Source organism: Azospirillum lipoferum (assembly GCF_024170005.1).
GTDB lineage: Bacteria > Pseudomonadota > Alphaproteobacteria > Azospirillales > Azospirillaceae > Azospirillum > Azospirillum lipoferum.
In genome coordinates, this window is record NZ_JALJXJ010000001.1 from 141,009 (window position 1) to 155,052 (window position 14,044).

Consider the following 14,044-nt stretch of genomic DNA (forward strand, 5'->3'; position numbering starts at 1 on the left):
CTTATGGAAGCGCCAGACGGACTTTGACGGTCCTCAGACCTTGCCGCGCACGCTGCCGAGGAAGCGTTCGACCTGGGTGTGCAGCAGCTCCGCCTGCTTCGACAGCTCCCCGGAGGAGGAGAGCAGGCGCGAGGCGCCGCTTCCGGTCTCCGATGCCGCCTGCAACACGCCGCCGATCGAGGAGGAAACCTCGTTGGTGCCGGCTGCCGCCTGCTGGACGTTGCGGGCGATTTCCATGGTGGCGGCGTTCTGGCCGTCGACGGCCTGGGCGATGGTGCCGACGATGACGTTCACCTCGCCGATGGTGGCGGCGATGCTCTGGATCGCCTGGACGGCGTCGGCGGTGGCCGTCTGGATTTCGGCGATCTGCTGCGAGATGTCGCCGGTCGCCTTGGCGGTCTGGTTGGCGAGGCTCTTCACCTCCGAAGCCACGACGGCGAAGCCCTTGCCGGCCTCGCCGGCCCGGGCGGCTTCGATCGTCGCGTTCAGCGCCAGCAGGTTGGTCTGTCCGGCGATGGAGTTGATGAGGTTCACCACGTCGCCGATCTGGTTGGCCTTCGAAGACAGGCCGTCGACGATGCGGTTGGTGCCGTCGGCCTGATCGGCGGCCTGTTTGGCTTTGCGGCTGCTCTCGCCGATCTGGCGGCCGATCTCGGCGATGGAGGCGGCCAGTTCCTCCGCGGCGGCGGCCACGGTCTGGACGTTGACCGACGCCTGTTCCGATGCGGCGGCGACGGTGGTCGCCTGGGTCTCGGTATGGTCGGCGGTGGTCGCCAGCGACTTCGCCAGCGACCGCACCTCGGTGGAGGAGGAGGCGACGCTGTCGACCACGCCCTTCACCTCGCTCTCGAACCGGTCGGCCAGTGCCGCCATCTCCGCATGCTTGCGCTCCTCGGCGGCATGTTCGGCCTCGGCCTGCTGGCGGCGGAAGGCATCGGCTTCCACCGCATTGGCCTTGAACACCTCGACCGCGCCGGTGATCTGCCCGATTTCGTCCTTGGAATCCGACGCCGGGACGGTGACGGTCAGGTCGCCGCGTGCCAGGGTCAGCATGGCGTCGGTCAGGCGACGCAGCGGGCGCAGCGCGGCCACCGTCCACAGGCCGAAGGCGGCGGCCAGCAACAAAGCGGCACCGCACAGCGACAGCATAAGCGTCTGGAACCCCTTGGCGACTTCGCGCGCGCGCGCGGCGATGGTCTGGTTCTTGCGCTCCTGCAAATCGATGAAGGCGTTGATGCGCTTCAGCCATTCGGTGAAGGCCGGACGGGCGTCCTGCATCAGCCCCTTCTGCGCGGCAGCCATGTCGTTCGCCTTACGGGCGGCGATGACCGACTTGACCGTCGGCAGAGCCTTCACCTCGATCTCCTTGATGCCGGCCAGCAGCTGCCGTTCTTCCGGTTCGATGTCGGTCATGCTGGCGAACATGGCGTCGAGCGGCTTGGCGGAGTCCTCGTAGAAGGCGGCCAGCCGGTCGATGTCGGCCAATACGAGCGACAGGATCGCCGGGTCGGTGGTCAGAACCACGTCGCGCAGCGCGATGGCCCGGTCATGCACGCTGCCGCGGAAATTGATGGCATAGCGCTGCTTGACGCTGTTCACGTCGTTGATGCGGGTAAGGTCGGAATCGATCTTCCGCACTTCGCGGACCCCGATGACGGTCAGGCTGATCAGAAGGACGAGAACAACGCCAAAACCGAGAAACAAACGTGTGCGTATCGTGGCGTGCCGTGGAAGGAACATGTCGGCGCATCCCGTCAAAGTTGGCCCGCATGGGCAATAAACTGATTTTAGCCCAAAAGATGTTACCTTTTGGGCTACTCAAAATGCGCCTTTTTGTCGGCTCTGCAAGGCTGCCGGCGCAAGCTCGCCGAAAAATGTGCCGGTTGCGGATCGACGCCGCCGCCGCAATATGCGAGGGCCGGAAACCGATCCGGAAACCGCCTTTGGATTTGCCGATGCACTCCCCGTCCGCGCGTCCCCGCTCCCGCAGCCTGTCCCGTCTGGTGGCGATGGCCCTGCTTCCGGCCCTGCTGATGCCGCCGCTGGCCCCCGGTTCCGCTGCCGCCGCCGACACGGATGGAGGCGCCGCACAGGAGCGGCCGGAGCGCGCCAAATCCGACGGAGCCAAGTCCGACGGTGCAAAGCCTGAAGCCGGAAAGGCGGAGGCGTCGAAGGCGGACGATCTCCAGGGCTTCGACCCCCAGCGCAGCGTCACCCGGCACAGCCTGCCGCTGCCGGACGGAGCCCTGGCCTACACCGCGACCGCGGAGTTCCTGCCGCTGCGCGACGGCGCGAAGGAGGAACTGGCGGCGCGTATCTTTACAGTGACCTATACCGCCGACCCGAAGACGCCGGCCGACGGACCGCGCCCGATCACCTTTGTCTTCAACGGCGGGCCGGGGGCGGCATCGGCCTACATGCATCTGGGGGCCGCCGGTCCGAAGGTCGTCGGATTCGGCCCGGACGGTGCGCTGCCGGCACCGCCGGCGCCGCTGGTCGACAATCCCGACAGCTGGCTGGCCTTCACCGATCTGGTCTTCGTCGATCCGGTCGGCACCGGCTTCAGCCGTGCGGTGAAGCCCGACGAGACGGAAAAGCGCTTCTGGTCGGTGGAGGGCGATGCCCGGTCGATGGCGGAGATCGTCAGGCTCTGGCTGACCCGCAATGGCCGCTGGTCGTCGCCGACCTTCCTGGCAGGGGAAAGCTATGGCGGCTTCCGCATCGCCAAGATGGCGGACGAGCTGATTGAGCAGGTCGGGCTTGCGGTGAACGGGCTGATCCTGGTCTCCCCCGTCGTCGATTTTGCCGCCATCGATGAGGACGGCATCCTCGGTCCGGCCTGGAAGCTGCCGTCGATGGCCGCATCCGCCGCAGCACTCGGCCGCACGTCCGGTACGCCGGAACAGGCGGCGGAAGCGGCGGAGCGCTTTGCCCTCGGTCCCTATCTGACCGGGCTGGCCGGCCTCGATTACGGCCGGCTCGACGCGGGGCGGGAAGTCTTCGCCGAGGTGGCGCGCATCACCGGCCTGCCGGAGGAGACGGTCCGGCGCCAGCGCGGGCGCGTGCCGATGGGCGTCTTCACGCGCGAACTCCTGCGCGACCGTGGACGCGTCCTCAGCATCTATGACGGCACCTTCACCGCGCCCGACCCCGATCCGGGGGCGGCGCGCGTGCCGTTCGATCCCTTCCTGAAGGGAACGGTGCCGACCTATACCACGGCCTTCGCCGCCTATGCCCATGATGCGCTGGCGGTGCGGACGGAGGCGCCCTACCGGCTGCTCAGCGACCGGGTCAACCGGAACTGGGAGTGGCCGCGCATGTCGGTGCCGAGTGCCGTCGATGCGTTGCAGACCGCGCTGACCCTCCAGCCGGCGCTGCGGGTATTGATCGTCCATGGCCGGACCGACCTGATCACGCCCTACATGGCGTCGCGCTGGGTGGCGTCCAGGTTGGAACTGCCGGAGGGGGAGCGTGGCCGGGTTTCGGTGACGGTGCATCCCGGCGGCCACATGATGTACACGCGGAGCCAGGGCCGCGCCGCGCTGGCCGCCGATGCCCGTGCGCTGATCGAAGAGGCCCTGCGGACGCGCTGACCGGTGCCCGGCGATCGAGGAAGGGCTGGAATCGGAAAGGGGCGCCCCGGCGGGGGCGCCCCTTTCCCGTGTGTCGGATCGCCGCTCCCGATTAGAACAGGCGCAGGATCGACTGCTGCGACTGGTTGGCCAGCGAGAGGGCGATGGTGCCCAGCTGCTGCCGGGTCTGCAGCATCAGCAGGCTTGCACCTTCCTCGTTCTGGTCGGCCAGCGTCAGCTTGCTGGCGCCTTCCGTCAGCACGTCGCTGAACTCCTTGGTGAAGCTCTCGCGGGTCGTGATGATGTTCAGGTTGGTCGACAGGTTCTGCGACGCGGAGCGGATCGTCGCCTTGGCGTGATCCAGGCCGGCCACCGCCTTGTCGATGTCGGCGCGGTCCATCCAGTTGTTCTGGGCACCGTCCATCTGCAGGCCCTGGCCGCTGGTCGACAGGTTGACCGCGGTCACCGTGATCGCGTTGGTGTTGCGCTCGTTCAACTGGACCGTGATGTCGTTCGACGTGTTGGCGTCGGAGATCTGCTTGGTGACGATGTTCGCCGAGCAGTTGGCCGAAGCGGCCTTCTTGATCGTCTTCGCATCGATTTCCATGCGGACGGTGCCGCTGTCGAAGTTGAACGCCTGCTCACCACCCGTCAGCTTCCCGTCACCACGGTCGTTCATGGCGTCGCGGGTGATCTGGGCACCGTTGGAGTTGGTGACCTGGATTTGCAGATCGACCTTCTTCTCGATGACCGAGACGCCGTTGCCCTGGTTGTTCGCCGCTTCCAGCAGGCGGCGGTCAACCGTGAAGGACACGATGGTGCCCGACGCGAAGCTTTCCGAGATCTTCTTGGTCAGCGCGTTGGTGGCGGCGGTGGTCACCGTCATCTCGCGCACCGCGCCGGCGGTGCTGTTGCCGGTGAGCGTGATCGTGCCGCTGGTGGCGTTGACCGAGACCGACGCGACATCCTTGCCGACCAGGCGGCCGCTGCCGGTGAGGGCCGTGCTGATCGAGTTGCGCAGATTGGTGGCGACGTTGACCGCGGAGTTCTGGCCGACGGCCACGTCACCCTTGGTCGCCGTGTAGCTGAAGGACTGGCCTTCCACCGTGATGGTGAAGATATCGCCTTCTTCGATCGTGCCGCCGACATTCACCGTCGACACCTGGGCCGAGCCGGTCGTGGCCGCCGTCTTCAGGTTCGCTTCGATGGTCTGGGTGTTGTCGAAGTAGGAGATCGTGCGGCTCTCGTCACCGTCCGACACGATGAAGTCGCGGCTGCGGCCGTTGGCGCCGCGCACCTCGATCTGGACGTCGGAGAAGCTGCCCAACGTGCCGGACATCGTGCCCGACAGCTTCAGGCCGACGAAGCCGTGCGCGTTCTCGGTCTTGGAGATGTCGGCGGTCTTGCCTTCGATCGAGCCGTCGCCCTTGATGCGGATGGCGTAGGTGTCGGACGAGATGACGTTGGTGACGCGGGCGTTGTCGACGCCGGTGATGGTGTTGACGGCGGCACGGGACGCGCTGGTGCTGTCCATGCTCATGCCGTTGCCGTTGATCAGGTTCTTGCCCTGATAGCCGCTGTCGGCGGCGAGCTTGTCGATCTGGTCCTTCAGCGTGTTGAACTGGGCGGCCAATGCCTTGCGGGAGGCGATGGAGGCGGCGTCGTTGCCCAGCGCTGCGTAGGCGGCGGTGGTCAGGCCCTTGGCCTGGTCGACCAGCGAGTCGATCGAAGTCAGGCCCTTGTCGGCGGCCTGGATGGTGCTGATCGACTGGCCCATCGCGTCCTTCAGCGAGGTCAGGTCGCCGGCACGCTGGTTCAGGCCCTTGGCGGCGAAGAAGGAGGTGGGACCATCCAGAGCCGAATTGATCTTGTTACCCGTCGACAGGATGTTCTGCTTCTTGTCGATCTGCGACTGCGTGCTCTGCAGCTGCAGCAGGTTGGTGCGCATCGAGGCGGTCAGGGTCACATTTCCGGCCATGGTCCTAGTCTCCTTCTGAGGCTGTCCCCGCCCCTGGTCATTTGACCGGCGAGGCAACGTGCGTTTTCCTGACACCACTATTTCAAGCGCCGTGCCAACTCCGTTGGTGTGTCATAAGTCACTGATTTTGCTATGGAATAAAAATAGGTCGGCAAAAAGGGCAGGGTTGGGACCAGGGCCGGCGGCCCGGCGTCCGTAAAAGTTTCCCGGAATCTTTTGCCGGTGACGGACGGTTCTGCCGGGATGCCCGGCGGTAAGAATCTTCCCACCCCTCGCCGGCACGGCTATGGTCGGGCTCCAAACCACGTCCCAAACATCGAACGCATGGCGCCTTCATGGGCCAAAGCAGGGAAGGGAGAAGCATCATGACCGGTCGGATCGACGCGCGCCTGGCGGAGCTGGGCATCGAATTGCCGCAGGCCGCCGCCCCGGTGGCCGCCTATGTGCCCTACACCCGTTCGGGCAACACCCTCTACATCTCGGGCCAGGTGACGGTCTGGAACGGCGAGCGCAAGTTCGTCGGCAAGGTCGGCCAGGACTTCACGGTCGAGCAGGGCAAGGAAGCGGCCCGCCTGTGTGCGCTGAACATCCTGGCCCAGGCCAAGGCCGCGCTGGGCGGCGACCTGGATCGCGTTACCCGCGTGCTGCGGCTGGGCGGCTTCGTCAACTCCGGCGCCGATTTCCACGACCATCCGCTGGTCATCAACGGCGCGTCGGAGCTGATGCGCGACGTGTTCGGCGAGGCCGGCCAGCATGCCCGCGCTGCGGTCGGCGCCCCGTCACTGCCCGGCAACGTCGCGGTCGAGGTCGACGCGATTCTGGAAGTGGCCTGAGCCGCTTCACGGTGACGGCGTCTTGCTGTACCACGGCATGAGGCCTACCTCCTTGCCAGTGTTCAAGGAGACGCATGCATGCCCGACGGCAACGATGCCATCACTGTCAAGGTTCTGACCGGGATCGGCGAGGCGGACCAGCAGGGCTGGGACGCCTGTGCCGGTCCCGGAAACCCATTCCTCTCCCACGCCTTCTTGTCGGCGCTGGAGGAATCGGGGTCGGTGGGCCGCAAGTCCGGCTGGCAACCCAGCCATCTTGCCGCCTATGACGGGTCCGGCCGCATGGTTGGCGCGGTGCCCGCCTATCTGAAAAGCCATTCCTACGGCGAGTATGTTTTCGACCACGCCTGGGCCAACGCCTATGAGCGGGCGGGCGGCAGCTATTACCCCAAGCTTCAGGTTGCGGTGCCCTTCACGCCCGTGCCCGGGCCTCGGCTGCTGGTGGCGCCCGGGCCGCAGGCCGTCGCCGTCGCCGATGCGCTGGTCGCGGCGCTGGAACAGGTGGCGGAACGCTACGGCGTCTCCTCTGCTCACGTCACCTTCCCTGAGCGCGGCGACTGGGACCGGCTGGGCGCGGCCGGCTGGCTGCGGCGGCTGGGCGTGCAGTACCATTGGCACAACCGCGGCTATGGTAGCTTCGACGAGTTCCTGGAGGCGCTGAACTCCCGCAAGCGCAAGGCGATCCGCAAGGAGCGGCGCGAGGTCGCCGAGAGCAGCGTGCGCCTGCACACCCTGACCGGCAACGATCTGAAGCCGGAGCATTGGGACGCCTTCCACCGCTTCTACCTGGATACCGCCGACCGCAAATGGGGCGGCGGCTACCTCAACCGCCGCTTCTTCGAGCTGCTGGGCCGGACGATGGCCGACCGGGTGGTGCTGGTGATGTGCGAGGATGGCGGGGAATGGGTGGCCGGCGCACTGAACCTGCTGGGGGACGATGCGCTGTACGGCCGCAACTGGGGCTCCGACGGTCGCTACCGCTTCCTGCATTTCGAGGCGTGCTATTATCGCGCGCTGGATTTCGCCATCGAACGCGGGCTGGCGCGGGTCGAGGCCGGCGCCCAGGGCGAGCACAAGATCCAGCGCGGCTATCTGCCGGTGCCGACCTACAGCGCCCATTGGATCGCCGACCCCGGCTTCCGCCGTGCGGTGGAGCGCTATCTGGAGCAGGAACGCCCGGCGGTGGAGGCGGAGATCGAGGCGCTGGACGACGAGTTGTCGCCCTACCGGCGGGAAGGCTGAACGCTACTCCCAGCCGGCCAGCACCGCGGTGGCGTCGCTTTCCTGCACGGGTGCCCGTTCCGGCGGCGGGGCGCCGTCGACGCGCAGACCCATCAGCGTTTCGACCAGCGGTTCCGGCCCCGGCGTGACGCGGACCTGTCCACGGGCGGTTATGTGCGGGTGGGCGTGGACCTCCGCCAGCTCCGGCACTGCTTCGAAACAGCAGTCCACCGGGTCGAGCAGGGTTTTCCACTCCGCCAGGGTCCGGCCGGCGAACAGCGCTTCCAGCTCCGCCGTCAGGGCGGTCTGGGGCAGGGGATCCTCCTGCCGGTCGATCCAGTCGGGGCGATCGACCGCCTCGCAGAAGCCCTGCCAGAACTTGGCCTCCAGTGCCGACAGGGTGACGAAGCGGCCGTCGGCCGTGCGGTAGATGCGATAGCAGGCGGCCCCGCCCGACAGCAACGCCTCGCCGCGCTTCGGCATGGTGCCGCGTGCCGCCGCGGTCAGGGTCATGCCCTGCCAGCCCAGCACGGATTCCATGATCGACAGGTCGAGGAAGCAGCCCTGTCCGGTCCGCTCGCGTCCCAGCAAAGCGCCTGCCACCGCCAGCGCCGTCTGTTGGGCGGAGGCGAAATCGGCGACCGGCAGATAGCTGATGACCGGCCGATCCGGCAGTCCGGAGCCATCCAGCCCGCCGCCGACCGCCATATAGTTCAGGTCGTGCCCGGCCCGCGTCGCATAGGGGCCGTCATAGCCCCAGCCCGACAGGCTGGCATGGACCAGCCCCGGGTTGATCTCCCGCAGCCGTTCGCGCCCCAGCCCCAGCTTGTCCATCACGCCGGGCCGGTAGCTTTCGATCAGCGCATCGGCCTTCGCCAGCAGCCCTTCCAGCGCCGCGCGTCCCCCGGCCGATTTCAGGTCGAGGCGGACGATGGTCTTGCCGGCGTTCAGCAGCTTGTAGGCGGCGGTGGTGCCGTCGCTGTCGGTGGGACCGAGTCGGCGCAACGGATCGCCGGCCGGCGGCTCCACCTTCACCACCGTGGCCCCCAGGTCGCCGAGAAGCTGCGCCGCATAGGGACCGGGCAGATATTGCCCGAGATCGACGACGCGCAGTCCGGCCAGGAAGGGCAGGGGCATGATATAGTCAGCCCCCGGTGACGCTCATATGCCGCCCGACGGCCGGCCCCTGGTGGCGGCGGTCGATGATGAAGTCGTGGCCCTTGGGCTTGCGGGTGATCGCCTCGCGCACGGCGTCGATCAGCGGGCCATCCTCGTCGCTGACGCGCAACGGCGTGCGCAGGTCGGCGGCATCCTCCTGGCCCAGGCACATGTAGAGCGTGCCGGTGCAGGTCAGCCGGACGCGGTTGCAGCTTTCGCAGAAGTTATGCGTCAGCGGCGTGATGAAGCCGACGCGCTGGCCGGTCTCCTCCACCCGGACATAGCGGGCGGGGCCGCCGGTGCGGTGGTCGCTCTCGGTCAGGGTCCAGCGCTTCTGCAACTCGGCCTTCAGCATGGTCAGCGGCCAGTACTGGTCGAGCCGGGCGCCCTCGCCGATGTCGCCCATCGGCATCACCTCGATGAAGGTCAGGTCGAAGCCCTGCTCGCCGCACCAGGCCACCATGCGGTGGATTTCGTCGTCGTTGACGCCCTTCAGCGCCACCGTGTTGATCTTGATCTTCAGCCCGGCTTCCTTGGCCGCCCGGATGCCGCCCAGGATCTTGTCCAGCTTGCCCCAGCGGGTGATGGCCTGGAACTTGTGCGGGTCGAGTGTGTCCAGCGAGACGTTGATCCGCCGCACCCCGGCCTCATACAGCCCGGCGGCATGCTTGAACAGCATGGTGCCGTTGGTGGTCAGCGTCAGTTCGTCCAGGTCGCCCGACCTGATGTGGCGGCCCAGCGAATGGATCAGCCGCATCACGTCGCGCCGCACCAGCGGCTCGCCGCCGGTCAGCCGCAGCTTGCGCGTGCCCAGCTTGACAAAGGCGCTGCACAGCCGGTCCAACTCCTCCAGCGTCAGCACCTCCGCCTTCGGCAGGAAGCTCATGTCCTCCGCCATGCAGTAGACGCAGCGAAGGTCGCAGCGGTCGGTCACCGAGACGCGCAGATACTCCACCTTGCGGCCGAACGGATCGATCAGCGGGGCGGTGGCGGCTGACGGCAGGCTATCGGACACAGGGTTGATCATCGCTGGACTCCACGGGCGGCCGCTGCGGGCCGCCACAGTATATGTTCGCCACACGCACGATGTGCAACGGTGACGCGACCGTATTCCACATCACGGTATGCCGACTTTGACGGCGATCAAGGGATCTCGACGTCACATCAGCTTTTGCCGCACCGCCGCCAGTTGTGCTTCCCGTTCAGCCTCCTCGCGTTCGCGCAGGTCGTCGTCGGTGGTGCGCGGCACCGGCGGGCGGCCCAGGGAGAAGGGCTCGTTCCCACGCTCGAACTGGTCGCGGACGCGGCAGTCCTCGCACATGCGGATGCGGTTGGCGGCCTCCGGCGTCGCGAACATCCAGTGCTTGCCCGCCAGCGTCGTCACGATCTTCTCGATCGAGGATTTCGTGGCGAAGGGCTTGCCGCAGGACACGCAGCAGAAGGGCTCCTCCTCCTTCACCACCGTCGCACCGCGCGCCTGATCGCGGAAGTCGATCTCCGGCACCAGCGAGATGACCTTCTCCGGGCAGGTGGTCTTGCACAGGCCGCACTGCACGCAGGCGTCCTGCGCGAAGGACAGCATCGGCTTGTCGGCATTGTCGAGCAGCGCCCCGGTCGGGCAGGCGCCGACGCAGGACAGGCAGAGCGTGCAGCCCGCCACATCCACCGACACACGGCCGAAGGGCGCGCCCGGCGGCAGCGGCAGGACCTCCACCGGAGCCGGGGCAACCTTGTGCAGATGGCGCAGCGCCAGCATGGTCACCGTGCGCTTCGGCCCCATCGGCAGGAACATCCCGGCCTCGACGGTGTCCGCCGGCAGGCTCCAAAGCTCGTCGGCCACCGCGTCGGGATCGGCGGCGTCGATCACCGCCACCCGGCCGGAGCCGTAGCCGAGCCCGCTGAAGGCGGCCTCCGCCAACCCGATCTGGGAGGCGAGGCCGGCGGTCTCCCCCTCGTTTTCCGGCCCGGTCAGAACGCGGACATGGGTGCAGCCATAGGCCAGCGCCAACGCGAACAGGTCGAAGCCGACCTGCGTCACCTCGTTCAGCGCGAAGGGCAGCACGCGGGCCGGCAGGCCGCGGCCATGCCGCGCCATCATGCCGACCAGCGCATCGCCGTGGCGCGGGTCGTGGATCAGCAGAGCCGGCGCCTCGCCACCGGCCTTCCGGTAGGTGCCCAGCAGCGTGCGCAGCCGCTCATAGACGGTGGCGGCCGGCGGCAGGGCATAGGTCGCGGCCCCGGTCGGGCAGACCGCGGCGCAGGACCCGCAGCCGGCGCAGACATGCGGATCGATGGCGACATGGTCGCCGTTCGGCGTGATCGCCCCGGTCGGGCAGACGTCCAGGCAGCGGGTGCAGCCGGTCTTGCGGCTGCGCGAATGGGCGCAGAGATCGGCCTTGAAGTCGATGAAACGCGGTTTCTCGAACTCGCCGACCAGATCGGAGATCTCCAGCAGCGCCTTGGCAACCTGGACCGGGCTGTTGGGGTCGGGGCGCAGATAGCCGTCGCGGCGCTTGTGGTCGGGGAACAGCGGCGTGCCGCCGGTCAGGTCGAGGATCAGGTCGCAGCGGGCCGACGCCCCCTGCCGCGCCGGCTCGAACCCCAGCGCCCCGCGCGAGGAGGGCAGGGCGGGGGCGTAATCGTCCACCACGATCTCGAAGGCGCCGACCCAGCCGCGGGCGGTGCGGATGCGGCCGCGGAAGATCGCGACGTCCATCACCGGCGGTGGCGGGATGTCCTTGGCGCTGGTCAGCAGGATCGTGACGTCCAGCCGCTTGGCCAGTTCGCGTCCCGCTTCGATGGCGCGCTCGTCGTTGCCATAGACCAGACAGGTGCCTTGCGAAGTCAGGGTCAAGGCACCGATCGGTGGGATCGGCAGGGCTGCCTCGGCGAGCAGGGCCGTGATCTTCGGCAGCGCCTGGGCGCCCTCGTCCGACCAGCCGGCGCGTTCACGGATGTTGGTGAAGGTCAGGGACGTATCGGGCGCCACCTCCGCCGCGATTTCGCCGAACAGCGGCGCTTCCTGCGTGCAGGCGACCAGCAGCGGCTGGCCGGCGGCGACCGCCGCCTCGAAGCGGTCGAGCTGCGCCCGGCACAGCTGGGTGTGCACGGTAGCGGCGCTGCCGTCGCCGCACGCCTTGCCCAGCGACGCCCCGTCCAGCGCGATGCTGTGCGCACAGTCGCAGACGAGCACCGTCCGATCGCCGATCTTCATTGTCCCCAAAACTCCTGTCGCTTGGGGCTGACGCCCCTGGCCTGAGGACACTCATATGGGGGAATGCGGCGCGATGGGAACGGGAATCTTGGGTTGCAGCCCGGTCAATGCGTCGAGCATCAGGGCAGGCCGTCTCCGTTCAGCGGATATGGCCGCTCCGCGAAGGCTTCGTCATGGTACCCCTTGCTGCCCACCACCAGAGCAACCGGGCTGCGGAAGTCGGTGCCGGTCGCAAGGCTGTCCAGCATTCGGCGGAAATCATGGTGGGGGCGCCAACCCAGATCGTTCCGGGCGCGCTGGTTGACATAGACCCGGTCGATGCTGGGGAACAGCCGCCATCCCCGCGCGGCATACAGCGCGGCAGCATCCGGGAAAAGGCGGCGAACGACGGCGGCGGCGTCCTGGCGCAGAGCCGGCAGATCGTCGGGGGTGAAGGGGGTGGTGGCGGAGATGATGTAACGGCCGAAGCCGATCTCCGGCGCCCGCCGGGCGGCGAGGAGGTGTGCGGTCACGATGTCGGCGAGATCGGTACGGCGATTCAGCAGCTCGTTCGCCTGGGCGTTCGCGGTGTCGTAGAGGTTGCGCACCGCCGGGTCGTCGTCCGGTTCGGGGAAGAAGCGGGAGGTGCGCAGCACGATCACCGGCAGGCCGTGGCGGCGGGCGAACAGCTCGCACAGGCTTTCCGCTGCGACCTTGGTCACGCCGTAGATGTTTTTGGGCACCGGCGTCACCTCTTCGGTGATCCAGACCGCCGGTTCGCCCTCGGCCGGGGTGAGGGCGTCGCCGAATGCGCTGGTGGTGCTGGTGAAGACAAAAGCCCGGACACCGGCCGCCACCGACTCCTCCAGCAGGGCCAGTGTGCCGGTCAGGTTGGTGTCGATGAACTGTTGACGGCTGTGGGTTTTGACATGGGGCTTGTGGAGCGTGGCGGTGTGATAGACCACCTCGACTCCGCGCAGGCATCCGCGCAAGACCGCACGGTCGGCGATGGAGCCCACATGGCGGGTGAAGGAGGAAGGCCTCACGTCGAGGCCGTCCGCCAACCTGCCCTCTGCGCGCAGGTGACGCATGAGGGCCTCGCCCAGATGACCAGAACTGCCGGTTACGAGATTGGTCATCGCTGGCCGCTTCCCTGTCTGCCACTCCCCGTCCGTAGACGGCATGGCTGTATGGGCGAAGGCTAGCGACCGCCCCGCACGGCGGCCACGTATAAAATATGCATCAGAGGGGGCCGGACTCCGTCAGGTGCAGAGCGAAGCATCTGACCGGCCCTTGGTTTTCAGTTATCCGTGCTGTTCGCGGGGCAGGGTGGTCACCAAGCGTGCCGGGCTGCCGTCGGCGAGCAGCAACCGCTCCCACAGGGCACGGCTGGGGCGGATCGGCAGCAGAGCGTCGCCATTGTCCCCGGTGTCGATGGTGAGCGAAGCGCACTGACCCTCATGCCAGCCGAGTGCATCGAGACCGTCTTCCGCCGCCAGGATGGCCGGCGAGGCATAGACCAGCAACGAGCGGCCAAGGAAATCCGACGGGTCGCCCCGCCATTCCGCCCGGCGGGCCGGCGAGCAGCCGGTGCGTGTGGTCGCAGATCATATGGAGCTTGAGGGGCGACGTCTCCACCAGCCGCCGCAACGCCGCGTCCTGCGACGCGACGGGAGGTGCGGCCAGCAGCCGCTCCGCCGCGGCGATCCGGTCCGGTGCCATCGGCAACTCCCCGCGCTCCCAGCGGGAGACGGTGGCCTGCGTTACGCCGAGCAATTCCGCAAGATGGCCCTGCTTCATGCCGCGCAACACGCGCAGGCGCCGCAGGACCCGACCGAATGCCTGTGTCGCCATGGGATGGACCCGCTCCGCTTTCCGAGATCCTGGACATCCTCACCTCGCTTGGCAGCCGAGGCAAGGTCTTGGCGGTTGTGGCGCAGAAGCCGCAGGTTCCGCTGACGTTGGTTCAGCCGGCCGTCTCGCACAGTCGCTTTGCCAGGAATTCGATCGCCGCCCGGACGCCGGGCATTTGCGCCCGACGGTTCGGCATCAGGGCGGTGGCGGAGAATTTCTGCGGATCGCGGATCTT

11 protein-coding genes are annotated in these 14,044 nt (G+C 67.8%); 3 read left to right on the top strand and 8 right to left on the bottom strand.

Features of this window, described 5'->3' with window-relative positions; translation table 11 throughout:
- Nucleotides 1-33: 33 nt before the first annotated feature.
- The gene (locus J2848_RS00715; RefSeq protein ID WP_149230567.1) at nt 34-1,740 is read right to left on the bottom strand and encodes a methyl-accepting chemotaxis protein; all 1,707 of its coding nucleotides are present in this window, start codon (nt 1,738-1,740) and stop codon (nt 34-36) included.
- Between the two features lie 215 nt (nt 1,741-1,955).
- Here J2848_RS00715 and J2848_RS00720 point away from each other — a divergent pair, with 215 nt between their 5' ends.
- The gene (locus J2848_RS00720; protein ID WP_149230568.1) at nt 1,956-3,593 is read left to right on the top strand and encodes a S10 family peptidase; all 1,638 of its coding nucleotides are present in this window, start codon (nt 1,956-1,958) and stop codon (nt 3,591-3,593) included.
- A gap of 91 nt (nt 3,594-3,684) precedes the next feature.
- Here the strand turns inward: J2848_RS00720 and J2848_RS00725 are convergent, their stop codons facing one another.
- On the bottom strand, nt 3,685-5,550 hold the full coding sequence (locus tag J2848_RS00725; protein ID WP_149230569.1) for a flagellin N-terminal helical domain-containing protein: 1,866 nt from the start codon (nt 5,548-5,550) through the stop codon (nt 3,685-3,687).
- A gap of 365 nt (nt 5,551-5,915) precedes the next feature.
- Here J2848_RS00725 and J2848_RS00730 point away from each other — a divergent pair, with 365 nt between their 5' ends.
- Entirely contained in the window at nt 5,916-6,383 is a 468-nt protein-coding gene (locus J2848_RS00730) for a RidA family protein (protein ID WP_085088381.1), read from the top strand.
- Between the two features lie 78 nt (nt 6,384-6,461).
- Nucleotides 6,462-7,625, top strand: coding sequence for a GNAT family N-acetyltransferase (locus J2848_RS00735; protein ID WP_149230570.1), 1,164 nt, complete (start codon nt 6,462-6,464; stop codon nt 7,623-7,625).
- A 3-nt stretch (nt 7,626-7,628) separates the two neighbouring features.
- Here J2848_RS00735 and J2848_RS00740 read toward each other — a convergent pair whose 3' ends face one another.
- The 6 genes from J2848_RS00740 to J2848_RS36080 form a co-directional block, all read right to left on the bottom strand.
- Complete coding sequence (locus J2848_RS00740) at nt 7,629-8,741, bottom strand: CaiB/BaiF CoA transferase family protein (RefSeq protein ID WP_149230571.1); 1,113 nt, start codon at nt 8,739-8,741, stop codon at nt 7,629-7,631.
- 7 nt (nt 8,742-8,748) lie between these two features.
- Nucleotides 8,749-9,789, bottom strand: a complete 1,041-nt coding sequence (gene moaA, locus J2848_RS00745; protein WP_149230572.1) for a GTP 3',8-cyclase MoaA — start codon at nt 9,787-9,789, stop codon at nt 8,749-8,751.
- A gap of 132 nt (nt 9,790-9,921) precedes the next feature.
- Entirely contained in the window at nt 9,922-11,976 is a 2,055-nt protein-coding gene (locus J2848_RS00750; protein WP_149230573.1) for a 4Fe-4S dicluster domain-containing protein, read from the bottom strand.
- 119 nt (nt 11,977-12,095) lie between these two features.
- Nucleotides 12,096-13,094 carry an NAD-dependent epimerase/dehydratase family protein gene (locus J2848_RS00755; RefSeq protein ID WP_149230574.1) on the bottom strand — a complete coding sequence of 333 codons (999 nt, stop codon included), beginning with the start codon at nt 13,092-13,094 and terminating at the stop codon, nt 12,096-12,098.
- A 165-nt stretch (nt 13,095-13,259) separates the two neighbouring features.
- The gene (locus J2848_RS00760) at nt 13,260-13,481 is read right to left on the bottom strand and encodes a hypothetical protein (RefSeq protein ID WP_211103085.1); all 222 of its coding nucleotides are present in this window, start codon (nt 13,479-13,481) and stop codon (nt 13,260-13,262) included.
- The gene (locus J2848_RS36080) at nt 13,414-13,809 is read right to left on the bottom strand and encodes a helix-turn-helix domain-containing protein (RefSeq protein WP_211103075.1); all 396 of its coding nucleotides are present in this window, start codon (nt 13,807-13,809) and stop codon (nt 13,414-13,416) included. Before J2848_RS36080 ends, J2848_RS00760 begins: the two co-directional genes overlap by 68 nt.
- Nucleotides 13,810-14,044: the final 235 nt, after the last annotated feature.